Below are 24,963 nucleotides of genomic sequence, written 5' to 3' on the forward strand. Positions count from 1 at the left end.
ATCAATTCGATAGGCGCGGCAAGATCAGATCCTTGAGATCAGTCAGCTTGCCATGAAAAAAGTGTCCGCATTCTGCCACTTTCAGCAGCTCATGGGGACGTTCGAGCTTGTCGGACCACTCGTAAACGAGTTGTGGATCGATCACTTCATCGGTTTCCGGCTGGATCAGGGTCAATTCGCCGTGCTGCGGCAGTTGATCCTGATCGCCCAGGCGCATGACGGCTGGTGCCACCATGAACAAATGCTTGAGCTGTTCGCCCTTGGCTTCCAGGCGTCCGCCGAGACTTGCTGCAACAAAACCGCCGAAGGAGAATCCGAACAAGGTCAGCGGCAAGTCCGGGTGCTTGGCCCGCAGCCATTCGGCAACGGTCTGGGCGTCGTCGACTTCGCCAGTGCCCATATCGTGCGAGCCTTCGCTGGCACCGACGCCACGGTAGTTGAAACGCAAAGTGATCAACCCGGCATCGCGCGCCGTGCGCTGCAAGGTCGAGACCACTTTATTGAGCATGGTGCCGCCCTGAACCGGGTTCGGATGGCAGATCAGCGCCAGGCCGCGGGGCTGCTCGCTATCAAGGTAAAGGGCTTCCAGTTGGCCGACCGGGCCATCAATCACTACAGGGGTTTCGCGCATAAGCAAGGAAGGAACTCCGTGACCTCGAATCGGGTCGACTCGTCTAGCAAATTGTCTGTGCCAATCTATTGCGAGTGAATCGCGGTATACAGCGCAGGTTCGAGCCGTTAACGTAAAGCAAAGCCGTTTATAGAGGAAGGACTCGTGGAACACTCGCTCTTAGTTTGGTTGTTGCCGACTCTTGCCCTGGTTGTGGGTGTCGCCATTGGTTTCCTGATCGCTCGCCTGGTGCCGAATGCTGCGCCTAGCAGCACGCAACGTCAGCTGGATGACGTTCAGGAACGTTTCGACAGTTATCAGAACGAGGTGGTCACCCACTTCAACAGCACTGCAACACTGGTCAAGAAGCTGACTGCCAGCTATCAGGAAGTGCAGGATCACCTCGCCGAGGGCGCCAACCGCCTGGCCCTGGACGAGCAGACCCGTCAACGCTTGCTGGCCGCCCTGCACGCCGATGCGGCGCAGGCTCCACGGGAACGCCTGACGCCACCGCGCAATCAGGAGCCGCCTCGCGATTACGCCCCTAAAGCCCCGAACGCGCCGGGCATGCTCGATGAACATTACGGCCTGAAGAAGTAATCAGGTTTCGCGCGACATGAAAAAGCCCCCGGATGAGTAATTGTCCGGGGGCTTTTTTAATTTTGAAGTTTTCATCGCCTGTTCTGGCCCCTTCGCGATGTAGAAACGGATACATCCTTTACAATCGAGACCGGGGACATCCTTTACGTTTTTGTGAGTTTGAAAGGCGGTTTTCACCGCTTTTCAAACGACCTAAAAGGTAATCGCACAAATACACTTCCCAGACTTCATCTTCCACCTCCTTCAGCCCCAGTGCCTCACCCACCAGCGATTCGCTGACAAATACCATTCTGCCTTTCCACTTCATTGAGCCGTTTTGCCGGACTTTCCTGACCAGCAACTGTGAAGGGTAATTCACCTCCGGCACATGTCCGTCGTAGAGGCGGCTGGATGGCACGTAAACATCCGCTGGAACCTTCATTGCCAGTGCCTTGTGAGGGCGCTCGTAGTTGTATTCGTGGCGAAACCGTTCAAACGCCAACTGCTGCTGTACCAAGTTATGTTCAGGTGTCTTAAGCAGCGCAGCCTTGAGGGTTCGGTGCATTCGTTCATGGCGGCCATTCTGGTCAGGACGTCCGGGCTGGATACGCTCAGGATAGATGCCCAAGCGTATGAACCAGGCCGCCAAACTGGAGATGCGCGACACGCCGGTCGAGGCAAAGGGTGAGCCGTTATCCGTGCGAATGACATTGGGCAACCCATACTCTCGAAAGGCCCAGTCAAATCCTTCACGCGCCCCAGCCACACTGCTTTGCGCCCGACAAAGCAACAGGAATCGGCTGACATGATCGGAGATCGTCAAGGGAAAGCAGCGCTGACCTGATTGCAGGGCGAAGTCGCCTTTGAAATCCGCCGCCCATGTTTGATTGGGCTCCGTGGCTTCGCGTAACGGAATAGGGCCCGTCGGTGGGCGATTAAGGAATCGTCGCTTTTGCACCAGACCTGCACGCTTGAGCCATTCGCCAGCGGTGCTCAGCGCCGGCCAAGACAGCTCTGCGTGCGCTTTTTTTAGATTGTGAACCAACTTCTCAGGCCCCCAACTCGGATGCTCGCGCTTATAAGCGATCAACAACTCAAGGACATGCTCACTGATTTGATGGGGGCTGTGGTGCGGACGTCTGGACAGCTCTTTGAGCCCGTCGATGCCACATTCAGCATAGCGAGCCAACCACTTGTCCAAAGTGGGCCGGCTGACACCGTAATGCCGTGCCAGCTCACATTTGGAGTAGGCGCCGGACATCCAGTCGCCTACGAGTTTCACTCTCTGATCCATTGGGGACTCTCGATTCCAGGGCATGGTCAGGCACCTCCTGACCGTATTTCATACCTGTAAACGATGTCTCCGGTTTAAAACGTAAAGGATGTCTCCGGTTTCTACCCGAGCAAGCCCGCTCCCACAAGGGATTTGTGCTTTGCCACATTGTTGTGATGGACACAGAACACTGTGGGAGCGGGCTTGCTCGCGAAGGGGCCAGAACCGGCGACACAAAAAAACCCGCCCGATCTGCTGAGGATCGGGCGGGCTTTTTTACGTCTGGGGTTCAATCAGACGATTATGGGTACTGCTGAACCGTACCCGGCTGTTGCTGAGCACCATACTGCTGACCCGGAATCGCCTTCAGGTTGACCTCGACCCGACGGTTCTGCGCCCGGCCATTGACGTCGCCGTTGCTGGCAATCGGGTTATCCGGCCCGGCACCGCGAGCCGACAGGTTCGCACCGCTCACGCCTTGCGACGTCAAGTAAGTCGCCACGCTCTGCGCACGACGCTGGGACAGGTCCATGTTGTGCTGACGAGCCCCCGTGCTGTCGGTGTAGCCGACGATTTCGATCTGGTTCTGGCTGAACTCCTTGAGCGAGCCGGCCAGATTGTTCAGCGGCTGATAGAAGCTGGACGCGATATTCGCCGAATCGGTAGCGAACGTGATGTTGCCCGGCATGATCAGCTTGATCTGGTCACCCTGACGCTGCACCTCGACACCAGTGTTGGCCATGCTTGCCCGCAGCTTCTTCTCTTGCTGGTCGGCGTAGTAGCCGTAACCCGCAGCGGAAGCACCCACGACGGCCGCGCCGATCAGCGCGCCCTTGCCACGGTTATCGTGACCGATGGCGGCACCAGCCAAGGCGCCAGCCAGAGCGCCGAGGCCACCGTATTTAGCGGTTTTGCTCATGCCCGTGGAGCCACCGTCGGCCTGGCCCTGATTGTCGTAAGGGTTAGGCGAGGCGCAGCCAGACAGCAAGGCCACAGCCGTAGCGACAATAATCAAACGCTGCTTGGTGAACATGAAGAGCTCCTACGTTTTGCATTCTGGGGTGCAACGGACAAAGGCATTGGACCTTTGCGGGTGTTGGATCATTTTGGCCGACGAAAATTCCGTCGGTTACATTTAAGCCCGCACAAACGGGTTCTCGCGCATTTCATCGCCCAGGCGCGTGTCCGGACCATGCCCGGTCACGACCGTCGCTTCTTCGTCGAGCGTATACAGCCGCTGCTTGATCGATCTCACTATCGTCGCCTGATCGCCACCCCACAAATCCGTACGCCCTACCCCGCGACGGAAAAGGGTGTCACCGGCAATCAGCAGCTTGGCCTCGGCAAACCAAAAGCTCATGGAACCCGGCGTATGACCCGGCGTGTGCAACGCCACGCCACAACCACAGGCCAGTTCTTCATCGTCGGCCAACCAGCGGTCCGGCGACGGCACCGGCGTGTAAGGCACACCGAACATCTGGCACTGCATCTCCAGATTGTCCCAGAGGAATTGATCGTCTTTATGCAGATGCAGAGTGGCGCCGGTTTTTTCCTTCAACTGACCGGAAGCCAGGAAGTGATCCAGGTGTGCATGGGTATGGATGATGCTGACCACCTTCAAGCCCAAGGCATCAAGGCGCGCGAGGATCAATTCGTGGTTGCCGCCCGGGTCGACCACGATGGCTTTTCTGGTGATCGGGTCGCCGATGATGGTGCAATTGCACTGCAACGGGCCGACGGGGAAGGTTTCGCGAATCAGGGTGGGCTGCTGGGACATCGGGGCATGCTCGGAAAACAGGGATGGGCAATTTTGGCACAAAACCGTATCAAGTCTTTTTGTGGCCCTGCAGATCTTGAAAATGCGCTACCGCAGCACGCCCAACTCTTTAGCTCGCGCCACCGCCTGTGTGCGCCGCTCAACCCCAAGTTTGCTGTTGATATGGCTGGCGTGGGTCTTGACCGTGTGCAGCGAGATGAACAGCTGATCGCTGATTTCCTGGTTCGAGCAACCTTGGGCGATTAGGTGCAGGACGGCCAGCTCACGGGCGCTGAGCTGTTCCGCGCCAGGGGATGCCTCCAGTGCCGGGCGAGCGTTCATGACCGGAAGTTTTTCGGCGAGGTTCTGCGAAATCACCGTCGGGGCACAGAGTTGCAGCTGCCCGCGCAGCCAGTCCGGGTGTTCGGTCAGCAACGCGTCGAATGGTTGCAGGACGCCGCCGTTGGCCGCTTCCAGCGCCTGAACCAGCGCCTTGCGGGCCTCGGGCTCACGGCCGACCGCCAGCAACAGGGTGATTTTCTGAGTCAGCGCCATCACGCTGAGCATTTGCCGTCCCGATTTCTGGCCATGCTCAAGCAGCGCGTTCAAACGCCCCTCGGCCAGCATCGGTTGCCCCTGGATCACCTCCAGCAAGGCTTGCTGCAATTCGATATGCAGTGGCAATTGTGGATGAAATTCCGGCGGCGCTGCCGCATGGTCGCCGTTGTAGGTCTGGCCCAGTCGTGCCAGCCAGGCCTCGGCCAGATCGGTACGCCCCTGGGCCAGCCAGAGTTCGCATTTGACCAGGGTGATCATCGCCAGGTAGTAAATCGGCGGCACGTCCCAGATGTGCATCAGGCGTTCAGCTTCGGCGAGTTCGGCGAAAGCCTTGGCGAACTCGCCGCTGCTGCCCTCAAGCCGGGCGATCACGCAGTGGCCGATCAATACGCTGATATCCCGACAGGCTCGAGCTTCACTCAGTCCGGCCTGTAAACGGGCCCGCGCGGCTTGTGGCTGCAAGCGCACGGCCAGCAAAAAACCCTCGTACAAAGTCAGGCGTGCACGCACGGCGTAAAGCCGTTGCGGGGATAACCCTTGCAGACGTTGCAAGCCCTGACGGACTTCCTGCAACGAGCGCAGGATTTCCCCCCGCGCTTGCAGCACACGCGCGCGATCGTAATGGGCAAGCGCTTCGAACAACGGATTGCCGACCCGTTGTGCCAATTCCAGCGATTCGCGGTTCAAACTGCGGGCACGCCACAGGTCGCCGTCGGCGATCGCCAGGTTGGACAAGGTCGACAGACACATCAGCCGTTGCCCGTAGCGCTTGGCCGGCAGGCTCTCCAGTGCTTCGGTGCAGTAAAGTTGCGTGAGTGCGCGATGGCCTCGTCCCCGGGCGATGATGCCACTCAGGGCCAACCATTGCGCCAGCATGGACTTCTGCGCCGTGGCCGACGGGGCTGGCAGGAAGCGACTCAAGTGGGCCGCCAGTTCCTCCGCAGCGTCCAACTGACAGGCCAGCCCCAACGCCCAGCTGTAGAGCACGATCAGCCGCGGCGTGCTGATCAGCAGGCTGTCGGGCAAGTCCATTTTCCAGCGCAGCAGCATGCCGACGTTTTGTTCGGCGAGCAGTTGCTCTTCAGAGAGGTTTTGCACCAGGTTCGCCGCAACGTCCAGATGCCCCGCGCGCAACGCCTGCTCTACCGCCTCGTCGAGCAGCCCTTGTGCATTGAACCAGCGACAGGCGCGCAGATGCAGGCTGGCGGCCGGCACGATCGACTGACTGGTGGGCCGGGTCCGCAACAGGTCAGAAAACAGGTGGTGATAGCGATACCAGTGGCCGTGTTCATCCAGCGGCACCAGGAACACTTGGTGCGCCTGGAGAAAACGCAGGATTTCGGCACTGTCATGGGCTTCGCGAACCGCGTCGCAAAGCTCGCTGCAAAAACGCTCCTGAGGCGCGGTGTCGTACAGGAATGACTGCACTTCGGCAGGCAGGCAATCGATGACTTCTTCGAGCAAGTAGTCGCGAATCAGCCCTTCCCCGCCATGCAATGACTGTGGCAACGCACCGTCGGTGCCTGCCTCGGACGCCGCCAGCAACCAAAAACGCAGACCGGCGACCCAGCCTTCGCTGCGCTGGATCAGGTTTTCCAGTGCCTCGCCACGCAATGAACTGCTGTGCCGATCGAGCAACGTGAGGGCTTCATCGTGGGTCAGCCGAAGGTCCTGCTCATGCAACTCGAGCAGTTGCCGCGACAGGCGCAAGCGCGCCAGGTGCCAGTCCGGACGCTGGCGACTGGTCACCATGACCAGCAAGCCATCGGGTAAATGATTGAGGAAAAATTGCAGGCAGCGATCGAGCACCGGACCCTGGGCCAGATGATAGTCATCCAGCACCAGCAGCAAAGGCGTCATCGGCGAAAGGTGGATGGCCAGCTCATCAAGTAAACCGTCCAGCCATTCTTCGAAGGCGAAGGGCTGATGACGCTGGCGCATTTTCAGCAGGCCCAGGGCCTGGCTGCCGAGCGTCGGGAAGTAATCCTGAAGACCTTCGAGCAAGCGCTCGAGGAAACGCCCCGGATCGCTGTCCCGAGAACTCAACCCTAGCCACAGACTGTGCCAATGGGCCGGCAGCCCCTGGCAGAACTCCACCGCCAATGAACTCTTGCCGAACCCGGCGGGTGCGCTGACCAGCAACAGCCTGCCACCGAGACCGGCACTCAGGCGCTCGCACAGACGAGGCCGCAGCACATGGCCGTCGGGCAACGGGGGCCGAAAAAAGCGCCCGTCCAGTGCCGCGACGGCAACGCTTGCAGGGCCCGGGAGTGGGGACAGATCAGTCATGGCCGGCTCTTGTTTGAATTGCGGATGGCGGCGTTGCAGATGTCCGCAGACTATCGGTAAACGAAGAGGGAATGAAGGTTATTGCTACAAATGGCTACAAAAAGAATACATGCAAAGGTGTCGGCCAAACCCGACAACCACACAGGTCTCGTAGCAGCTGTCGAGCCTGCGAGGCTGCGTTCGGCTCGGGCGCAGCAGTCGTGAAGTCAGGCGACTACCTATTTCAGGAAGACCGAGGATTGCGGTTTAGCGACTGCTGCGCAGCCGAACGCAGCCTCGCAGGCTCGACAGCTGCTACAGCGAACGGCAAAAAAAACGCCCCGAACCAGTCGGGGCGTTTTTCGAGGATGCGGCCTCTGTTCAGTGCAGGTTAACGAACCCCGTCCTGACGCAGCGCAGCGGGTGTGAAATCGCTGGTGGTCGCAGTGAAGCCGAAGTCATACGCCGACTTCTCTTCGTTCTTCATGCCCAGCGCCAGGTAACGGCCCGATTGCAGGTCGTACAAGGTTTCCAGGGTGTACCAAGGCACTTGAACGTTGTAGTAGTTCTGGGAGTGAGCTTCCGCCACACGCCACAGTTGGTTACGACCGTCGTAGTGGTCGATCACCGCCGCTTGCCAGGTGTCTTCGTCGATGTAGAAGTCACGCTTGGCGTAGATGTGACGCTGACCTTCCTTCAGGGTGGCAACCACATGCCAGACCCGGCGCAGCTCGTAGCGAGCCAGGTCCTGGTTGATGTGACCGGCCTTGATGATGTCGTCGTACTTGAGTTGCGGCGAGTCGAGCTTGTAGCTGTCGGAGGCGATGTACATCTCTTTCTTGCCTTCGAGTTTCCAGTCGTAGCGATCCGGCGCGCCGTTGTACATGTCCAGGTTGTCGGAGGTACGCAGGCCATCGGCTGCGGTACCCGGCCCGTCATAGGACACTTGTGGTGCGCGACGTACACGACGCTGACCGGCGTTGTAGACCCACGCCGAGCGTGGTTCTTTCACTTGGTCGAGGGTTTCGTGCACCAGCAGCACACCACCGGCCAGACGTGCCGGCGCAGTCACTTTCTGCTTGAAGTAGAACAGGATGTTGCCCGGGTTCGCCGGATCGTAGTCCTTCATCTTGTCGCGGAACACGAACTGGTCCTGGAAGTACACCAGGCTGTACGAGCCGTTCGGCTGCGGCGTGGCCTGGGTTACCAGGCGGGTCACACTGCCACCACGATAGCGGGTGATGTGGTTCCAGATGACTTCAACGCCGGTCTTCGGAATCGGGAACGGTACGGCGGTTTCGAAGTTCTCCAGACCGTTGCCGCCGGACACCAGGTTGGTGCTGGTGGCGTTTTTCTTGATCGAGGCAAACACGGCATCCGGCACGGTCGCGCCGCGATGGGACGGGTAAACCGGCATTTTGAAGGTTTCCGGGTAGCGCTTGAACATCGCGTACTGGCCCGGAGCGAGTTTGTCCTTGTACTGGTCGACGTTCTGCGCAGTGATGGTGAACAGCGGTTTTTCACTGGCGAACGGGTCAGACAGGAAGCCTTTGCCGTCGACGGTGCCGGCGTTTTTCGCCATCGGTTTCCAGGCCGGGATCGAACCGTCGGCGTTGCCCGCCATCTCGGCGCCCATCGGCGTCAGGCTCTTGCCCAGTTTGTCCGCTTCGGCGGCAGGCACGGCTGCCATGACGCTGGTCGCCAGCAGCGAAAGCCCCAGAACACCGGCGTGGAACAGACTCTTTGTTATTTTCATATGTGTGTTCGTCCTGAAAAAACAGTGCTTAGAAGTTCACGCCGAAGCTGAGCGCAACGAAGTCGCGGTCATCGACGGTGGTGTACTTGCCATCAAAGAAGTTGGTGTAGGCCAGGCTCGCGGTGTAGGTGTTCTGGTACTCGGCATCGACGCCCAGGCTCACTGCTTTGCGACCTTCCTCGAAGTTGCCGCCAGGGCCAGGCGAGTAACCGCTGACGTCGTGGGACCAGGCCACGTTCGGCTTGAGGTTCACACCGGCGAACACGTCGTTGTATTCCCAGATGGCCCGACCGCGATAACCCCACGAAGTGGACGTGGTGAAACCTTCGTCGTTGCAGTTGCGGCTGCGGTTGTTGGTCGGAGTACCCGGGCCGGCACCGTTGATGGTGCTGGTGTTGAGTGCCACGCACGTATTCACCGTGCCAGTGGCTGGCAATTCACCCGGGCCGTAGACCGGATCGCGGCCATAACGGACGTCGGAGGTGCTTTCCAGGCCGCCGACGTGAGTCACGCCCACTTCGCCCACCAGGGTCAGACGGCTCGCGCCCATGACTTGGTCAAAGAAGTGCGTCAGGGTGGTCTGGAACTGGGTGATTTCCTTGCGACGATAGCCGTGCAGGTCTTGACCCGGGGGGGCAGAGAGCAGCGAAGCGTTACCCAGAGCGCCGCCCAAAGGACGTACACCGGCGAACAGAATGTCGGTGGAGTTGAGCTGCACCGGCGCGTTCGGACGGTAGCTCAGTTCACCGCTCCACGCCGTACCGGTAGGCAGGGTGGTGGAGAAGCTCAGGCCGTAGAGGCGAATGTCTTCCGGGTATTCGATGAAGTATTTCGAGTTACCCGCCACCAGCAACGGTGCGAGTGCGGCGAACGGACCTGGCAGTGCAGCAGCGGTGTTATAGACCGACTGCGGCGCACCCGTGGCGCTGAAGATCGGCGCACGGCTGTGGTAGTTCATGAAGTAGGCACCGAACTCGGTGTCCAGCGGCTCGAACATGTACTTGAGGGACGCGCCCCACTGGCCGCTGTCTCGTGCATCACGGTCCGGACCGCGACGGACCAGGACGCCTTCCTGGTTGACATCAACGCCGTTGGCGGCCAATGGCCCCAGCGCAACGGCTGGAATCTGCGAACGCTTGTTCAGCACGCGCAAGTTGGTGTCGCAACCGTCGGCAACGATGTCTGGCTGCGAGAAGAACGTGCCGCAGTTATCGACAACGGTCTGGTCCCATTCCAGCTGATAGAACGCTTCGGCCGACAGGTTTTCGGTCAGGCTCTGGGACACATAGAACATGTTGACCGGGATCAGGCCTTCCTTGATCTCGGCACCCGGACGACGGAACGCAGACACGTCGATCGGGTTAATCGAGTTGATGCCGCCGCCGATGAAAGTACTTTCACCCCAGCTCACGACCTGCTTGCCCAGTCGCACGGAACCCGGCTGATCGGCAACGGAGTAGTTGTGGTAGACGAAGGCGTCGAGGATCTGACCGCCGGCGGACTTGGCGCCTTCCTTGCGGTTGCTGTCGCTGATGTCCTTGAACGGACGGCTTTCGTCCTTCAGTTCAAAGTCGTACCAGTATTTGCCACGGACGAAAACGCCGGTGTCGCCATATTTCAATTCAAGGTCATGGATGCCCTTGAAGATCTTCGAGAAGGTTTTACCGCTCTCGAAGTTCAAGTGACCGTCATCGGAGGTCTGGGACAAGCCACGGCCACCGTTGTTCACGCCGATGAGGTTCTTGTTGGCGCTCTCGGTAGACCAGCTGGAACCGATCGAGAGGGAAGAATCGAACTGACCTTCGATTTCACCAACGTTGAAACTGACGCCGAATGCAGGCCCGGCGAGCGAAGAGGCGAGACTGACCGCCAGGGGCAATTTCGCCCGGCGCCAGAACTTGTTTACTGATGTCATCGACGCTACTCCATGTGCATTATTGTTATGGCAGTTAGCACTTCTAAAAACGTAGTGGGTGACGGGGAGCCAAGGCGTCCCGAAGTCACTCCAAAATTGCATCGCCCCGTTTTGTGCGTGTGCTCCGTTCTTAAAAATCCTTGAGCGGACTATAGCCAGCAGGTAGTAGAGCTTGATCCCTCTAAAGTGTGATTTGCAGCTGCCGGCCACTCTGGAACAGTCCTTTCGCCAGTCCGACACATGTCGGCACGGCAAGGATGGCTGAAAATTCGGATTTCACAAGCCAAGCGCTTGCTTGGTGGGGCTGGCGTGCCTTTTCAGGCACGCCAGAAGGCGCTTAAAGCGTCGAGAGGAAGGTGCTGTTGTTGGCCTGCCATTCAGTGATGTCGAGGCGGATGCGCTTCTTGTCGAGCTTGCCGACACTGGTCTTGGGAATTTCAGTAACAAGGGCGATCTGGCTCGGGATCGCCCACTTGCTCAGGTGGCCCAATTCCACGAATGGCTTGAGGTGTTCCTTGAGCTCCTTAGCCCCGATCTCATGCCCTTCGCGGATCACCAGCAGTGCAAACGGGCGCTCGCCCCACTGCGGATCGGCAATGCCCACAACTGCTACTTCGCGTACCGCCACGTGGCGACTGATCAGATCTTCAAGGTCCAGGGACGAGATCCACTCACCGCCGGTCTTGATCACGTCTTTGATCCGGTCGCGAATGTCGATCACGCCCATGCTGTCCAGCGTCGCCACGTCGCCGGTGTGCAGCCAGCCCCCGGCCCAGAGCTCGGCGCCCTTCTGCGGTTCGTTGAAATAGCCCTCAGTGAGCCACGGCGCACGCAGCACCAGTTCGCCCTGAGTCTCGCCATCGGCGGGCAGGAAGTTGCCGTCGGTGTCGACGATCGCCGCCTCCACCAAAGGCCCCGGTACGCCAGCCTTGATGCGATACGTGGTGCGTTCGTCTTCGGTGCCGGCCATCAGCTCATCGTTGAGGTGAGCACACGATACCAATGGCCCGGTTTCCGACATGCCGTAAGCGGCGGTCAACTGAATGCCCTTGGCCTTGGCCGCTTCGTACAGCGCACGGTTCAGCGCACTGCCGCCGATGACGATTTTCCAGCCGCCGAAATCGGTGCCTTGCGCCGCCTTGGCGTTGAGGACCATTTGCAGGATGGTCGGCACGCAGTGGGAAAAGGTGACCTTCTCCTTGCGCCACAACTCCACCAGGTATTCCGGGTCGTAGCGGCCGGGGTAAACCTGCTTGAGCCCGAGCATGGTCGCCACATACGGCAAGCCCCAGGCATGCACGTGGAACATCGGGGTGATCGGCATGTACACGTCGTTGGTGCCTAGCAAACGCACGCTGTCGATGGCGCCCATGATGGTCGACACGCCCATGGTGTGCAGCACCAGTTGCCGATGGGTGAAGTACACGCCTTTAGGGTTGCCGGTGGTGCCCGTGGTGTAGAACGTGGTCGCGACCGAGTTCTCGTCGAAATCCGGGAAGTCGTATTGCGTGCTCGCGGCCGCCAGCAATTGCTCGTACTCGCCGATCAGGTTCGGCAAATCAGCCGTTTTTTCCGGCAGATCAGTCAACAGAAGGGTTTTCTCCACCGTGGTCAGGTGCCCGGCAATCGCCTGGTACAACCCGACGAACTCGCTGTTGACCAGCACGAAGCGGTCCTCGGCGTGGTTCATGGTGTAGAGAATCTGTTCCGGAGACAGGCGCACGTTGATGGTGTGAATCACCGCACCGATCATCGGGATGGCGAACATGCATTCCAGGTACCGATGGCTATCCCAGTCCATCACCGCCACGGTATCGCCGGCCTTGACCCCGGCTTCCGTGAGCACGTTGGCCAGCCGCGCAACCCGCTCGATCAGGGTCGGATAGCTGTAGCGCAACTGGTCACGGTAAATGATCTCGCGGGTTTTCTCGTAACGAGCGCCGGACATCAGCAGCCGTTTGATCAGCAGCGGATACTGGTAAGCGCCTTCGGCTGGGGGGATAACGCGAGTCTGCAACATAAGAATCCCTTTTCTGACTGCACGGTGTTGGCTTTTAGAGGTAACCACTCTAGAACCCTTATACGCCGGCCAAATCAGCCAAAGGAATGATTTGCAGAGCCGTACAAATGCTAGCTTTGCGCCAGCATTTGCGGGAAATCGTTCTGCGCGATCAATGCATCTCGGTGAAGGCGAGTTTCACGCCGATGGCGATCAGCACCACGCCCATGGTCCGGTCGAACCAATGGCCCATGCGAGCGAAACCGGCGCGCACGCGCTGTTGGCTGAACAGCCGCGCCACCAGGCAGAACCACACGGCCGTCGCCGCCGCGAGATAGAGCCCGTAGCCAGCCTGTACCGACAGCGGCGTGTGCGGATTGATTACCACGGTGAACAGCGACAGGAAGAACAGCGTGGCTTTCGGGTTCAGGCCGTTAGTCACGAAACCCGAGGTGAAGGCGCCGCGAGACGTGCGCTCGCCGGCCTCTTTGTGCAGATCGTCGCCGACCACTTTCGCCGGTTGTGCGCGCAGGGCTTTGTAGCCGATGTACAGCAGATAAGCGGCAGCCGCCCATTTCAAGGCGTTGAACAGCACGATGGACTGCGACACGATCAGGCCGATGCCGAGCAGCGAATAGCCTACGTGCAGGAAAATCGCTGTGCCGACGCCCAGCGCGGTCCAGGTCCCGGCGCGACGGCCGTGAGTCACGCTCTCACGCACCACCACGGCGAAATCCGGGCCGGGGCTGGCGACGGCGAGCAAGTGAATCAGGGCAACGGTCAAGAACTCTGTCCAGTACATGGGGGCTCCTCTGGGCGGATCAGTCTGATTGGAATCACAAGGTTAACGCCCTCCTGTGGGAGCGGGCTTGCTCGCGAAGGCGGCGTGACAGACAACAAAGATGTCGACTGACACGCCCTCTTCGCGAGCAAGCCCGCTCCCACAGGTTCAGCGTCCAGCCTGGCAATGGGTAACCATTTGTTTCATCTGGTAGGCTCGGCAGATTACGCCTTCAGTTCACTGCACAAAAGGTACAGTTGATGACGAACTCTCGCCGCGCCGTTTTCCTCGACCACCCGTCCCTGGACCTGGGCGATCTCGACCTCAGCCCGTTGCGCGCCTGCTTTGACGATTTGCAACTGTTTGCACAGACCACGCCGGACCAGGTGATCGAACGCCTCAAGGGCGCCACCGTGGCCATCAGCAACAAGATCCTGATCGATGCCGCCGCCATCGCCGCCAGCCCGGAGCTGAAACTGATTCTGATCACCGCTACCGGCACCAATAACGTCGACCTGGCGGCCGCTCGCGCCCACGGCATCACGGTCTGCAATTGCCAGGGTTACGGCACGCCGTCGGTGGCTCAGCACACGATCATGTTGCTGCTCAACCTGGCCACGCGCCTGGCCGATTATCAGAAAGCCGTCGGTGAAGGCCGCTGGCAGCAAGCGAAACAGTTCTGCCTGCTGGATTACCCGATCGTCGAACTGGAAGGCAAAACCCTCGGCCTGCTCGGCCATGGCGAACTGGGTGGTGCGGTGGCGCGGCTGGCCGAAGCGTTCGGCATGCGCGTGCTGCTGGGGCAAATTCCGGGGCGCCCTGCCCGGCCGGATCGCTTGCCGCTGGATGAACTGCTGCCACAAATCGACGCCCTCACCTTGCATTGCCCACTCAACGAACACACCCGCCACTTCATCGGCGCCCGCGAACTGGCCTCGATGAAACCCGGCGCGTTCGTGGTCAACACCGCGCGCGGTGGTTTGATCGATGAGCAGGCGCTGGCCGATGCGTTGCGCAACGGTCATCTTGGCGGCGCGGCCACCGATGTGCTAAGCGTCGAGCCACCGACTGCCGGCAATCCCTTACTGGCCCACGACATCCCACGGCTGATCGTCACGCCACACAACGCCTGGGGCAGTCGCGAGGCGAGGCAGCGGATCGTCGGTCAGTTGACCGAAAACGCGCAGGGCTACTTCAGCGGTAAAGCGCTGCGGGTCGTCAGTTGATAGACTGCGGCACTTTTTTTCACAGGAGCAGTTATGGATCCGCGCAGTGAAGTACTGCTTCGTCAGGCCGAGTTATTCCAGGGTTCGGTGCTGTTGGCCGGTTTGCCCGCCGACGACTTGCTGGGCCGTCTGCCCGATGCCCACGGCTGGTGCTGGCACGCCGGCGATCAAGCGGCGCTGGATGCGCGCTTTACCGAGCGCAGCCATTTTGGCGTGAACGCCCCCGAGCGCGAGTTCGAGACGGGGGTGGTGTTTTTGCCCAAGTCCAAGGACCTGACCGACTACATCCTCAACGCCCTCGCCTCGCGCCTGGCCGGTCGCGAGTTGTACCTGGTGGGTGAAAAACGCAGCGGCATCGAAGGCGCGGCCAAGCAACTGAACCCGTTCGGCAAGCCACGCAAGCTCGACAGCGCGCGGCATTGCCAGCTCTGGCTGGTCACCGTGGCCAACGCGCCAGAAGCCAAATCGCTGGAAAGCCTGGCCCAGACTTATGAGTTGCCGCTGGCCGAAGGTCCGCTGAAAGTCATCAGCCTGCCGGGCGTGTTCAGTCACGGTCGCCTGGATCGCGGCAGCGCGTTGTTGCTGGAGCATTTGGACAAGTTGCCTAGCGGCCACCTGCTCGACTTCGGTTGTGGAGCGGGTGTGTTGGGCGCTGCTGTGAAACGTCGTTATCCACACAATCAAGTCACTTTGCTCGACGTCGACGCATTCGCCGCTGCCAGCAGTCGCCTGACCCTGGCGGCCAACGGCCTGGAAGCTGACGTGATTACCGGTGACGGCATCGATGCGGCACCGATGGGTTTGAGTGCGATTCTGAGCAATCCACCGTTCCATGTCGGCGTCCATACCGATTACTTCGCCACCGAGAACTTGCTGCGAAAAGCAGCCAAACATCTGAAAAACGGCGGCGAACTTCGCTTGGTTGCCAACAGCTTCCTGAAGTATCAACCGCTGATCGAAGAGCACCTTGGCGTGTGCGCGATCAAGGCTGAAGGCCAGGGATTCAGGATTTACCGGGCCAAGCGCGGATAAAACTTTCTGCTTGCCCAATCGGATTTGCCTAGGCAGAATCCGCTCCGTCCTAGGGGAGTAGTCTCCCACGAGCGCCATGCTCGTCCGGCATACGTCAACATACTTGGTCAACAGACCATGGCGTATGCGACCCAAGCGTCCGCATCAGACGGATCGCAGGGTTTGACAAGACCTATGACACGAACACCTTACCCGGGGCGGGAAGGCTGTACGTGTCATAGCCGTGTCGACCCGCCCCTTAGGAAAACCCCTGATGCTGGACTCTCTGCTCGTTCCCACCGCAATCGTTGCCTTGGCCGAAATCGGCGACAAGACGCAACTGCTCGCGCTCATTCTCGCTGCCCGCTTTCGCAAACCCTGGCCGATCATCGCCGGCATCGTCGCCGCGACCCTGGCCAACCACGCGGCAGCCGGCGCGGTAGGTGCCTGGTTCGGGAGTTTCTTCTCGGATGCGGTGTTGCACTGGATCCTCGCCGCGAGCTTCGCCGCGACCGCACTGTGGACCCTGGTGCCGGACAAAATGGATGACGATGAAGCCAGCACCGCCCGCAAGTTCGGGCCATTCCTGACTACGCTGATTGCGTTTTTCCTCGCCGAAATGGGCGACAAGACTCAAGTCGCTACCGTGATGCTCGCCGCGCAATACCCGGAACTGTGGCTGGTGATCATCGGCACCACCGTCGGGATGTTGATTGCCAACGTGCCGGTGGTGCTGGCGGGTAACTTTGCGGCGGATAAATTGCCACTCACCCTGATCCGTCGCCTGGCGGCGTCGGCGTTCCTTATCCTGGCGATTGTGGCGGTGTACAAGGCGATGCAGAGCAGCGGCTGGGTTTGACGGGGTTAATCAGTAGCACCGCGTAATCGTTCTTCGCGAGCAAGCCCGCTCCCACAGCTGATCTCCAGTGGTCGCAAGATTTGCAAACAATGGAAGTCCACTGTGGGAGCGGGCTTGCTCGCGAAGGCGTCAGCGGCATCAACACCTATCCATCAGGATTTCGGCGCTTTCTCGTAAAACGGCATCACCTTCGGAATCGCCGCCTGCAACGAAGCAATCCGGCTGGACGACGCCGGGTGAGTACTCAAGAACTCCGGAGGCGCGCCTTCCGAGGCTTTGCTCATCTTGTTCCACAACGTGATCGCCGCGTTCGGGTTGTAACCGGCGCGGGCCGCCAACTCCAGGCCAATCAAGTCCGCCTCGTTTTCATTGCCACGGCTATTGGGCAAGGTCATGCCGTATTTCGCCACGGTGTCCGCCAGGGCCAGGCTGTCCTGACCCAGACCGAGCAACGCACCTGCACCCTGCTTGGCCATCTCGACGCCGTACGCCTTGGACATTGCTTCACGACCATGTTCGCGCAGGGCGTGGGCGATTTCATGGCCCATGATCGCGGCGATTTCATCGTCGGTGAGTTGCAGTTTGTCGATCAGCCCCGTGTAGAAAATGATCTTGCCGCCAGGCCCGCAGTTGGCGTTGAGCTCGTCGCTCTTGATCAGGTTGACTTCCCATTTCCACTGGGCCGAATCCGGACGGAAAACCGGCGCCTGGGCAATCAGCCGGTCGGCGATCGCCTGCACGCGTTTGGCGTCGTTACTGGTCTTGTCCAGCACACCTTTGGTGTTCGCCTCTCCGACAGTCTTTTGATAAGACTGGGCGTACATCTGGTTGACTTCGTCGGTGGACAACATGCTGAACATGTACTGCTTGCGCTCGACGCCCACGGCGCCACCGCTGGTGGTATTGACCGACTGACAACCGGCAAGCAGCAAACCTGCGCTCAGCGCACACACAACCAATGTCTTGTTCATCAAAAACTCCCTGGAAACATGGCGCGTATCCTGGGCGGGAATGTATCGACGCCAGTTACGCAGATGAGTAGACGCCTATTTCAGCCAAAGCTCTCATGGCCGTAGGAAAAAATTCACATACCGACGCCCGCCACGGCCGACAACGGCTCCGCAATGATTCATTTGCGACATCCAACACTCCAAAACAGCCATTTTACCCAACCCCACTCATGGCCCTCCGGGCGCCTGCCGATACACCACCGCAGACGTCCTCTTGCGTGCGGAGCACCCATGAAATTCAAGTCGATCCAGTTTTCCGTGGCCGCCCTCGCCGGCGCCATCGTTCTTAGCGTAGTCGCCGCGCTGGTGCTGTACGCACTGTTTTCCGGCGCCCGGACGCAAGACATGGTCCAGGAGCGGACCCAGGCGCAATTCGAGCAAGTCATCGAGCAGCGCCTGACCTCCCTGGCGCAAACCCAGGTCAGCCAGATCCAGCGCGAACTCGAAGCGCCGCTGCTGATCGCCGGCGGTCTGGTGCGAGTCAACGCGCTGATCGGCACACCGGGCGCCGATAGCCAGCCGCAACTGAGCCTGAGCCGTGAGCAGCTAATCAGCCTGATCAAGGAAAACGTGGCCAGGAACCCGAAAATTCTCGGCACCTATATAGGCTGGGAAAAAGACGCCCTCGATCACAACGACGCCGCCTACGTCGACACCAAGGTGGTCGGCATCGACGCCAGCAACGGGCGCTTCCTGCCGTGGTGGTTCCGCAACGAGGATGGCACCCTGGGCCTGGACAAACTGGTGGACGTTGATGACCAGAAAACCTTGTCCACCGGGGTTCGCGCCAGCGAGTACTACCTGTGCTCGAAAGAAACCAAAAAGTCCTGCGTGATCGATCCGGCGCCCTACAAGGTCGGCGACAAGATCGTCATGCTCGCCTCCTTTATTGAACCGATCATGCTCAACGGCGCGTTCCAGGGCATCGTCGGCGCTGACTTGTCGGTGAACTTCATCCAGGAAATGTTGCTGGGCGCGAATCAGAAACTGTACAGCGGCGCTGGGGAAATGGCGCTGATCGGCGGCAATGGCCGGATCGTTGCCTACACCAAGGACCCGAGCAAATTCGGTGAGAAGGTCAGCGACATCCTCGACAGTAAACAAATCGCCAACATGGCCAACCTCAAGCGCGGCGAAGTGACCTACACCATCGACAAGGCTCAGGGCCGGATCGAGTTGTACTTGCCGTTCGGTATCGGCCAGACCGATGCGCGCTGGACCTTAATGCTGCAACTGCCGTTGAACGCAGTGATGGCCGACTTGCAAAAACTTCAGGCCGACCTGGACGCTCAACGCAAATCCGACACCTTCGGCATGGCCATGGTCGGCTTGTTGATCGCCGGCATCGGTTTGCTGGTGATTTGGCTGGTGGGCCACGGCATTGCCCGCCCACTCAAGCAGATGGTGGCGATGCTCGACGATATTGCCAAAGGCGAAGGCGACCTGACGCGCCGCCTGACCAGCGACCGCGCCGATGAACTGGGCTCGATCGCCAAAGGCTTCAACACCTTCCTGGCCAAGTTGCAGGCGATGATCACCCAGGTGGTGACCTCGGTGCAGAGCGTCAGCGACTCGTCGGAACACACCGCTGACATCGCCATCCGCACCAACATCGGCGTGCAGAAACAAATGGCCGAGATCGATCAAGTGGCCACCGCGGTGCATGAAATGACCGCCACCGCGCAGGACGTGGCGCGCAACGCGACCCAGGCGGCGCAAGCCGCCAGCCATGCCGATCAGGCAGCGGCCCAGGGCATGCAGATCGTACGCGATACGTCGAACTCGATTGGCGTGCTGGCCGTGGAAATCGGCAAGGCTGTGGGCGTGGTGCAAACCCTGGCCAAGGACAGCGAGAACATCAACGCGATCCTGACCGCCATTCGCGGGATCGCTGAACAAACCAATTTGCTGGCCTTGAACGCAGCCATCGAAGCGGCGCGCGCTGGCGAACAGGGTCGGGGCTTTGCAGTGGTGGCCGATGAGGTGCGCAACCTGGCGCAGAAAACCCAGAAGGCCACGGAAGAAATCCAGACCATGATTCAGCAGTTGCAACAAGGCACCCGCGATGTGGTGCGGGTGATGGAGGACAGCCAGAACCGTACGGATGAGAGCGTGCAGCATGCGGCGAAAGCGGCTGAAGCGCTGGAGACGATTACTCAGGCGGTGTCGGTGATCAATGACATGAACACGCAGATTGCCAGCGCGGCCGAGGAACAGAGTGCGGTGGCTGACGACATCAACAGGAACGTGATCAACATTGGGCAAGTGGCCAATGAAGTGGCTGGCGGGGCGGATGAATCGAGTGCGGCGAGTGCGGACCTGACCAAATTGGCGGAACAGCAGCGGCGGTTGATCAATCAGTTCAAGGTCTGATCCAAAGGCCCCATCGCTAGCAGGCCAGCTCCCACAGTTGATCCTTAGTGAACACACAATTTGTGTACAGCACAGATCCAATGTGGGAGCTAGCCTGCTAGCGATGGGGCCGGCAGAGACACCCAATCAGCCGGGGGTAAGACACTCCGGCCCATTCAGCTTCGGATCATTCACCAGATTCGCCAACACCCGCTCGCGCAATGCAGCAGGTTCACTGGCCAGCAACGCCTGCAACGCATGCAATGGCGTTTCAGGATTCAGCCACGCTTCCTGCCCCGCCGCATCCAGAATCAACGGCCGACGCTGACTCGCCGCCGGCTGGGTGATCACCGCCGTGCTCAGCCACACCTGCTCCTGTACCGGATACGCTTCCCAGATCGCCGCAAAAAACAAGGTCGAGCCTTCCCCCGGCGTCAGCCAATACGGCCGCTTGCGAGTCGTGCCGCGCCATTCGTAAAAACCGTTGGCCGGCAGCAGGCAACGGCGTTCGCGCAGGGCCTGGCGAAACATCGGTTGTTCGGCAACGGTTTCGGCCCGGGCATGGGCCGGGGTGCGGGAAAGATCAGTCAGCCACGGCGGCGTCAAACCCCAGCGCGCTCGAGCCAGCTCACGCTGAGCGTCAACGCCTGCACGCAGCATCAGCACCGAATCGTTGGGGGAAATATTCCACTGGGCCTGCTGATCGGCGGGGAAGCCAGGCAGGGCCGCGAAGGCGGGGTTCCAGCGAAACAGGGCATAACGTCCACACATGGGGCAACACGACTCTCAATAAAACGAACGCCAGCCTAACAGACCAGCGTGCCGGGAAAACTGTCCGGTTCATCACCGGGCAGTGGCAGCGCGGCATTGTACGCGGTGATCAGTTCGCGGGCGTATTCGGCCTGGTCGTTATCCACCGACAAGCCCAGCAGGCCATAGACCGGCAATTCGCCGGTCCCGCCAAGCAAATCGCGCCCCACCAGATGCGCCTCGATGCCCTCGCTGGCCAGCATGCCTTGCAGCAATTCACCTTCCATCAGGTTTTCCGGTTCGTAGATTCGCTGCATAGACGCCCCTCACTCATTTTCGCTGAACACTTCGAGATGCCACTCCTGTCCGTCAACCTGCAACACAAACGTTATCGGCCGACAGCACACCTGACAGTCCTCGATATAGGTCTGATCGCCCCCGGACAGATCCACGGTGGTCTCAACCTCTTCACCACAATACGGACATTCATACTGCGCAGTTTCCAGCATCGCGGTCTCCCAGGTGACTTGTGCGTATAATCGCCGGTCTATTTGCAGGGCTATTTTTGTCTGGCTAACTTTTCAGACCGTGCCCCGTTGGTTTTCGAGCAAAACCTTTACTTACCCTAGCCGTTTCTAACAAGAGAGCATGATGGGCGAATTCGATGCCATCCGACCGTACGACGACAGTGAAGTCCCAGCGGTGCTGGACAGGCTGCTCGGCGACAAGGCGTTTCTAGACATCCTCATCCACTTCCGCTTCCCGCGCTTTGCCGGTGCTTTCGGCTGGGCGCTCAAACCTCTTATAGCTCATCGGCTGCGCCGTGAGTTCGCCGGCGTCACGTCGGTGGCCACGCTGCAGGACAAAGTCGAGATGTATGTCGACCACACCATCGAGCGAGCCACGGACGGGGTGACGTACACCGGCGTCGAACAGTTCAAGTCCGGCAGCGCCTATCTGTTCATCGCCAACCACCGCGACATTGTGATGGACCCGGCCTTCGTCAACTATGCCGTGTACCACGCCGGCTTGCCGACCCCGCGCATCGCGATCGGCGACAACCTGCTGCAAAAGCCCTTCGTCAGCGACCTGATGCGCCTGAACAAGAGCTTCATCGTGCACCGCTCGATCACCGGGCGTCGCGAGAAGATGGCGGCGTATCAGCTGCTGTCGGCCTACATCAACCACTCGATCCGCAATGATTGCGCGTCCATCTGGATCGCCCAGGCCGAAGGCCGGGCCAAGGACGGCGACGACCGCACCGAGTCGGCGATCCTGAAGATGTTCCACATGAGCCGCAAGGACGAGCCGTTCGGCGAAGTCATCCGCTCACTGAATGTCAGTCCTGTGTCGATCAGCTACGAATACGACCCGTGCGACCAGGCCAAGGCCCGCGAGCTGTTCATCCGCGCCACCACCGGCAGCTACACCAAAGTGCCGGGTGAAGACGACGTCAGCATCGCCAAGGGCATCACCGGCTATAAGGGCCGGGTGCATGTGAACTTCGCCGCGCCGATCACCGAACTGTTCGACGACACCAAGCAATTGGCGATCGAAATGGACCGGCAGATCCTCGGCGGCTACCGGTTGTTCCCGGTGCACTACCTGGCCTACGCCCAATGGAAAGACGCCGATCCGCAACTGCTGGTGCCGAAGGCTGCCGAGGTGTTTGCGGCAGACGAACTGGCCAAGGCCCAGGAAGAATGGCAGCGTCGCCTGGAGGCTTGCCCCGAGGAACATCGCCCGTTCATGGTGCTGCAATATGCGACGCCGGTACGCAATCAGTACCGGGTCAAGGCGGGACTGGCGCTTTAAAGCAAGATCAAAAGATCGCAGCCTCGTTGCACTCGACAGCTCCTACAGGGTGAACCCCATTTACTGTAGGAGCTGTCGAGTGCAACGAGGCTGCGATCTTTTGCTTTCAGCGATTCAGACGCGGGTGCTGATCCACGACACCAGCAACGCCAGCCCCAGGCACGCGAAACCGAAACGGTAGAAAAACCGGTTCATGCGCAAGGTCGCCCAATCCAGCGTGGGCTCTTCGCTCGGACGGCTTTGACGCTGGGCGACCAGGCTCGCCATGGCGCGTTGTTCACGGCGGCGAGTGGCATGCAGCAGCCAGCCGCCCGGGAAGGCCAACAGCAGGGCCAGCAGGTTGATCAACTTGGCGGGATGGTGGGTGAACAGCGAAATCAAATGCAACGACATCACGGACCTCGGCAAAACAGGTGTGGCAAGACGCCGAACCGACGACTGCGGCGCGGATTCTACCGAAAGGCTTCCCACCTGCCCCGCCTTTCCGACAAATAACGAAACATCTGACCAAATGCTGCCCTGTGTCACGGCGCCGTCATCTGAGTAGGCCAGTCTGTCGCCCCTCGAAACCGACACGGAAACCGTCATGCTGCACGCCGAAAACCAGGACCGCCTCTATCTCATCGCCCAGAGCGACGAACAACAAATCCTCGTAGGCAGCCTCGCCTTTAACGTACAGGACCGCCACTGGCTGGTGTATTGCGCGTTGGGCGGGCATCAACATGCGGATTTGCCGGAGACGGATTTGCTGACGGGCGTGAGTGTGCTGGATTTTTACTCGCAAGCGGCCTGACACCATTGCCCCCCTTGTGGGAGCGGGCTTGCTCGCGAAAGCGGTGTGACATTCAACATTTACGTCGTCTGACACACCGCTTTCGCGAGCAAGCCCGCTCCCACATTTGTTCGGGTGGAACTCACGAAAATCAACAGGCATGAAAAAGCCCGGGGCCATTGCTGGCACCGGGCTTTTTTGAATCTCGCGAAAGGTTATTCGCTGAGAATCTGACCAATCGTCGGGTCCTTGAACAGACGCGTCAGCGCATCGCTCAACACATCACTGACCAGCTTGGTGTTGGTTTCCTGATTCGGCGCCATCCCGAAGCGCTGATCCAGGGACGCACCGTAACGGCCACTGTAACGGCGGTTGGCATTCTGCACATCAGAGCGGAACGTCGCGCCAATGGTCGCCTCGGTCACGTACATGCCTTCTTTGGGCGACTGGTACTTCAGCTCGGCCAGGGTCACCGTCAACTGTGGTGCATTCAGCGCATTCGACGTTGGGGTAAAGCCCAGCAGCCGCACGGCCGCCTCGGCCTGCGCCTGCAACTTCGGCAGGATCTGCGCGCCCTGCACGGTGATTGCGCTGGTCTCAGGGTACAAGCCACCACGGGTGCCCAGGGTTGGCGACGGACGACCGTCCACCACACGCACCACCACAGGCTGACCACGGCCGACCGGCGCCAGCTGAGTGGTCAGCTTGGGTTCAGGGTTCAGTTGTTGCGGGCTGTGGGCGCAGCCGACGAGGGTCAAACTGGTCACAGTGATCAAACCGAACAACAGGCGTTGCAACATGCTCTTCTCTCCAGAATCAGGCACAAACAGGCCCGCAGTATAGCGGTGGGCCATCGTCGCTAACTAGCGTCTCGCAATGAATACTGAAATGTCTGACAAACCCATGGGAAAGCGGTTCCTGTCACACATCTGTCATCGCCCTTACACGTTCATGTCACGGCTCGCTGGCAACCTTCTCGGCAGGTCACCCACAAGGTACTTCGCCATGCGTTATCTCATCTCACTGTTCGCGCCACGCCCGCTGCACCGCAGCTTCGCCCTGCTCGACCGCAATGGCCACTGCCAGGCGTTCAAGCAGTGCAGCCTCCAGCCGATGGGCGATGGCTGGGTCGAAATCGAAGAAATCCGCCTCAACTGGCTGCACCATCCGCTGCCGCCTAGCGCCCGTGTCAGCCAGCGCCGGCCACGTGCACGGGTGCAACATCTGTTGACCACCTGACCAGACGCCTAATAAAAGTCATTAAACACGTCCATTTCCCTGCGTTTCTTAGATACAATCTCCCCCCGATTATAAGGACGTCTCCTGATCGGGCCTCGCAGCATCGTCAATGCTTCGGTATTGGCACCCCGCACCGCCCACAGAGAGCCGCCCACACAGATCGAGTGAAGCTGGCGCGCTTGCTGTTCCTTGAGCAAAAACCCCACTTTTCGCGAATCTGCAGAGCTGTCATTACGCTCGGTTACTGAGCTGTTTGCCCGTTTTGCCTGTCATGTACCCCATGGCGGCAATCCATCCGGGCACGGTGCCAGGCTGGGACAGCCCTTTTTTGAGGTTCACGTCTTCAAAAGAGCGTGAAAAAAACGGGTTTTCACAACTTCACAAGAGTGTGGCGAGCAAATGAATAGTTTTGCGTCTGAACATGCACCATTAGC

23 protein-coding genes, 1 pseudogene and 1 riboswitch are annotated in these 24,963 nt (G+C 59.9%); of the genes and pseudogenes, 9 read left to right on the plus strand and 15 right to left on the minus strand.

Annotated elements, in window-relative coordinates:
• Position 1: 1 nt before the first annotated feature.
• Positions 2–631 carry an alpha/beta hydrolase gene (locus ACA072_RS24075; RefSeq protein ID WP_497621052.1) on the minus strand — a complete coding sequence of 210 codons (630 nt, stop codon included), beginning with the start codon at positions 629–631 and terminating at the stop codon, positions 2–4.
• Positions 632–775: 144 nt separating this feature from the next.
• Between ACA072_RS24075 and ACA072_RS24080 the strand changes: the two genes are divergently transcribed.
• Positions 776–1,210 carry a Z-ring associated ZapG family protein gene (locus ACA072_RS24080; protein ID WP_497621053.1) on the plus strand — a complete coding sequence of 145 codons (435 nt, stop codon included), beginning with the start codon at positions 776–778 and terminating at the stop codon, positions 1,208–1,210.
• A gap of 118 nt (positions 1,211–1,328) precedes the next feature.
• Here the strand turns inward: ACA072_RS24080 and ACA072_RS24085 are convergent, their stop codons facing one another.
• From ACA072_RS24085 to ACA072_RS24120, 8 genes are all read right to left on the minus strand, one after another.
• A complete protein-coding gene (locus ACA072_RS24085) occupies positions 1,329–2,507 on the minus strand; it encodes an integrase core domain-containing protein (protein WP_497621054.1) in 1,179 nt (392 codons plus the stop codon).
• A 256-nt stretch (positions 2,508–2,763) separates the two neighbouring features.
• Positions 2,764–3,495, minus strand: a complete 732-nt coding sequence (locus tag ACA072_RS24090) for a YiaD family glycine zipper/OmpA-like lipoprotein (RefSeq protein ID WP_497621055.1) — start codon at positions 3,493–3,495, stop codon at positions 2,764–2,766.
• A 102-nt stretch (positions 3,496–3,597) separates the two neighbouring features.
• A complete protein-coding gene (locus ACA072_RS24095; RefSeq protein WP_497621056.1) occupies positions 3,598–4,239 on the minus strand; it encodes an MBL fold metallo-hydrolase in 642 nt (213 codons plus the stop codon).
• Between the two features lie 87 nt (positions 4,240–4,326).
• Positions 4,327–7,065, minus strand: coding sequence for a winged helix-turn-helix domain-containing protein (locus ACA072_RS24100; RefSeq protein ID WP_497621057.1), 2,739 nt, complete (start codon positions 7,063–7,065; stop codon positions 4,327–4,329).
• A gap of 370 nt (positions 7,066–7,435) precedes the next feature.
• Complete coding sequence (locus ACA072_RS24105) at positions 7,436–8,800, minus strand: DUF1329 domain-containing protein (RefSeq protein ID WP_109634739.1); 1,365 nt, start codon at positions 8,798–8,800, stop codon at positions 7,436–7,438.
• A gap of 28 nt (positions 8,801–8,828) precedes the next feature.
• Complete coding sequence (locus ACA072_RS24110) at positions 8,829–10,715, minus strand: DUF1302 domain-containing protein (protein ID WP_497621058.1); 1,887 nt, start codon at positions 10,713–10,715, stop codon at positions 8,829–8,831.
• Positions 10,716–11,052: 337 nt separating this feature from the next.
• Entirely contained in the window at positions 11,053–12,735 is a 1,683-nt protein-coding gene (locus tag ACA072_RS24115; protein WP_497621059.1) for a fatty acid--CoA ligase, read from the minus strand.
• 151 nt (positions 12,736–12,886) lie between these two features.
• Entirely contained in the window at positions 12,887–13,516 is a 630-nt protein-coding gene (locus ACA072_RS24120) for a LysE family translocator (RefSeq protein WP_497621060.1), read from the minus strand.
• Between the two features lie 239 nt (positions 13,517–13,755).
• Between ACA072_RS24120 and ACA072_RS24125 the strand changes: the two genes are divergently transcribed.
• The 3 genes from ACA072_RS24125 (at position 13,756) to ACA072_RS24135 (ending at position 16,591) form a co-directional block, all read left to right on the plus strand.
• The gene (locus tag ACA072_RS24125) at positions 13,756–14,721 is read left to right on the plus strand and encodes a 2-hydroxyacid dehydrogenase (protein WP_497621061.1); all 966 of its coding nucleotides are present in this window, start codon (positions 13,756–13,758) and stop codon (positions 14,719–14,721) included.
• 33 nt (positions 14,722–14,754) lie between these two features.
• Positions 14,755–15,753, plus strand: coding sequence for a methyltransferase (locus ACA072_RS24130; protein ID WP_497621063.1), 999 nt, complete (start codon positions 14,755–14,757; stop codon positions 15,751–15,753).
• A gap of 39 nt (positions 15,754–15,792) precedes the next feature.
• A riboswitch (yybP-ykoY riboswitch) is annotated at positions 15,793–15,917 on the plus strand.
• Positions 15,918–16,006: 89 nt separating this feature from the next.
• Positions 16,007–16,591 carry a TMEM165/GDT1 family protein gene (locus tag ACA072_RS24135; protein ID WP_497621064.1) on the plus strand — a complete coding sequence of 195 codons (585 nt, stop codon included), beginning with the start codon at positions 16,007–16,009 and terminating at the stop codon, positions 16,589–16,591.
• A 152-nt stretch (positions 16,592–16,743) separates the two neighbouring features.
• Here the strand turns inward: ACA072_RS24135 and ACA072_RS24140 are convergent, their stop codons facing one another.
• Positions 16,744–17,562: a M48 family metallopeptidase gene (locus ACA072_RS24140; RefSeq protein WP_497621065.1), complete on the minus strand. Its 819-nt coding sequence runs from the start codon at positions 17,560–17,562 to the stop codon at positions 16,744–16,746.
• Positions 17,563–18,921: 1,359 nt separating this feature from the next.
• On the opposite strand from ACA072_RS24140, the pseudogene ACA072_RS24145 reads away from it, so the two are divergent.
• Together ACA072_RS24145 and ACA072_RS24150 are read left to right on the plus strand one after the other, a co-directional pair.
• A pseudogene (locus ACA072_RS24145) lies at positions 18,922–19,119 on the plus strand (HAMP domain-containing protein); the annotation flags it as partial.
• 111 nt (positions 19,120–19,230) lie between these two features.
• Positions 19,231–19,974: a methyl-accepting chemotaxis protein gene (locus ACA072_RS24150; protein WP_371916308.1), complete on the plus strand. Its 744-nt coding sequence runs from the start codon at positions 19,231–19,233 to the stop codon at positions 19,972–19,974.
• A gap of 126 nt (positions 19,975–20,100) precedes the next feature.
• Here the strand turns inward: ACA072_RS24150 and ACA072_RS24155 are convergent, their stop codons facing one another.
• The 3 genes from ACA072_RS24155 to ACA072_RS24165 are packed head-to-tail and all read right to left on the minus strand — an operon-like array spanning position 20,101 to position 21,212.
• Positions 20,101–20,724, minus strand: coding sequence for an SOS response-associated peptidase (locus ACA072_RS24155; RefSeq protein WP_497621066.1), 624 nt, complete (start codon positions 20,722–20,724; stop codon positions 20,101–20,103).
• Between the two features lie 35 nt (positions 20,725–20,759).
• Positions 20,760–21,020 (minus strand): putative signal transducing protein, encoded by a 261-nt coding sequence (locus ACA072_RS24160; protein WP_131059464.1) that lies wholly within the window; start codon positions 21,018–21,020, stop codon positions 20,760–20,762.
• 9 nt (positions 21,021–21,029) lie between these two features.
• A complete protein-coding gene (locus ACA072_RS24165) occupies positions 21,030–21,212 on the minus strand; it encodes a CPXCG motif-containing cysteine-rich protein (protein WP_497448858.1) in 183 nt (60 codons plus the stop codon).
• Positions 21,213–21,351: 139 nt separating this feature from the next.
• On the opposite strand from ACA072_RS24165, the gene ACA072_RS24170 reads away from it, so the two are divergent.
• Positions 21,352–22,518: a 1-acyl-sn-glycerol-3-phosphate acyltransferase gene (locus ACA072_RS24170; RefSeq protein ID WP_497621068.1), complete on the plus strand. Its 1,167-nt coding sequence runs from the start codon at positions 21,352–21,354 to the stop codon at positions 22,516–22,518.
• A 114-nt stretch (positions 22,519–22,632) separates the two neighbouring features.
• On the opposite strand, the gene ACA072_RS24175 is transcribed toward ACA072_RS24170, so the two are convergent.
• Positions 22,633–22,911 (minus strand): hypothetical protein, encoded by a 279-nt coding sequence (locus tag ACA072_RS24175; RefSeq protein ID WP_403107200.1) that lies wholly within the window; start codon positions 22,909–22,911, stop codon positions 22,633–22,635.
• Between the two features lie 193 nt (positions 22,912–23,104).
• Here ACA072_RS24175 and ACA072_RS24180 point away from each other — a divergent pair, with 193 nt between their 5' ends.
• Entirely contained in the window at positions 23,105–23,311 is a 207-nt protein-coding gene (locus tag ACA072_RS24180; RefSeq protein WP_497621070.1) for a hypothetical protein, read from the plus strand.
• A 194-nt stretch (positions 23,312–23,505) separates the two neighbouring features.
• Here the strand turns inward: ACA072_RS24180 and ACA072_RS24185 are convergent, their stop codons facing one another.
• Complete coding sequence (locus ACA072_RS24185; protein ID WP_109634763.1) at positions 23,506–24,090, minus strand: YajG family lipoprotein; 585 nt, start codon at positions 24,088–24,090, stop codon at positions 23,506–23,508.
• Positions 24,091–24,295: 205 nt separating this feature from the next.
• On the opposite strand from ACA072_RS24185, the gene ACA072_RS24190 reads away from it, so the two are divergent.
• Entirely contained in the window at positions 24,296–24,529 is a 234-nt protein-coding gene (locus ACA072_RS24190; RefSeq protein ID WP_010458219.1) for a hypothetical protein, read from the plus strand.
• The last annotated feature ends 434 nt before the right edge of the window (positions 24,530–24,963 follow it).

It is taken from the genome of Pseudomonas sp. LBUM1656 (genome assembly GCF_059716065.1).